The sequence below is a fragment of the Arthrobacter sp. Y3225116 genome, assembly GCF_059091245.1.
In genome coordinates this window covers 1-889 of the sequence record NZ_JBNHGL010000494.1, presented here as the reverse complement: position 1 = coordinate 889, position 889 = coordinate 1, and the positions used below count along the sequence as shown (strand labels likewise).

1 protein-coding gene is annotated in these 889 nt (G+C 75.3%); it reads left to right on the top strand.

Features of this window, described 5'->3' with window-relative positions; translation table 11 throughout:
* Nucleotides 1–889: MFS transporter (locus AC5RV2_RS18560; RefSeq protein WP_494093548.1), on the top strand; the 889-nt coding region annotated here is incomplete at both ends.

Here is an 889-nt window from a genome sequence, read left to right as displayed (position 1 = left end):
CCGCCAGCGCGGCCGGGCTCGCCGCCGCGCTGGCGGCCGGCTCCTTTCCCGCCGCCGCAGCGGCGCTGTTCTGCTACGGCGTGGGCGTGGCCTGGTGGGACGTGGCGCAGAACATCGAGGGTGCGGACGTGGAGCGGAAGCTGCTGCGCACGATCATGCCGAAGTTCCACGCCGCCTTCAGCCTGGGCGCGTTCGCCGGAGCCATGGTCGGCGCCTGGCTCTCCGTGCTCGGGGTATCGCTGGCCGCCCATCTGGCGGTGCTGGCGGTGGTGGTCGCGGCCGCCACGTGGGTGGTGCCGCGGGCCTTCCTGCCCCACCGGCCCCAGCATGACGACGACGGCGGCGGGGCCCGCCCCGGCCGCTTCGCCGCCTGGCGGGAACGGCGCACGGTACTGATCGGCGTCGTCGTCCTCGGGGCCGCCCTGACCGAGGGCGCCGCCAACGACTGGATCGCCCAGGCCACCGTCGTCGGGCTCGGCGCCACCGAGGCGACGGGCGCGGTCATGTTCGGGGTCTTCGTGGCCGCCATGACGCTGCTGCGCCTGGCCGGCGGACGGTTCATCGACCGCTGGGGACGCGTGGCCGTGCTGCGGGTCAGCCTGGGCACGGCCCTCGCCGGCCTGCTGCTCTTCGTGCTGGCGCCGAACCTGCCGCTGGCCTTTGCCGGGGCCGTGCTCTGGGGTGCCGGCGCGGCGCTGGGCTTCCCAATGGGCATGTCCGCGGCCGCGGACGATCCGGCCCGGGCCGCCGGGCGGGTGTCGGTGGTCTCGACTCTGGGCTATGTGGCGTTCCTGGCCGGACCACCTTTCCTCGGGTTCCTGGGCGAACAGGTGGGCCTCCGCAACGCCCTGCTGGCCGTCGCCGCGGTGATGGTCGCCTCGCTGCTGAC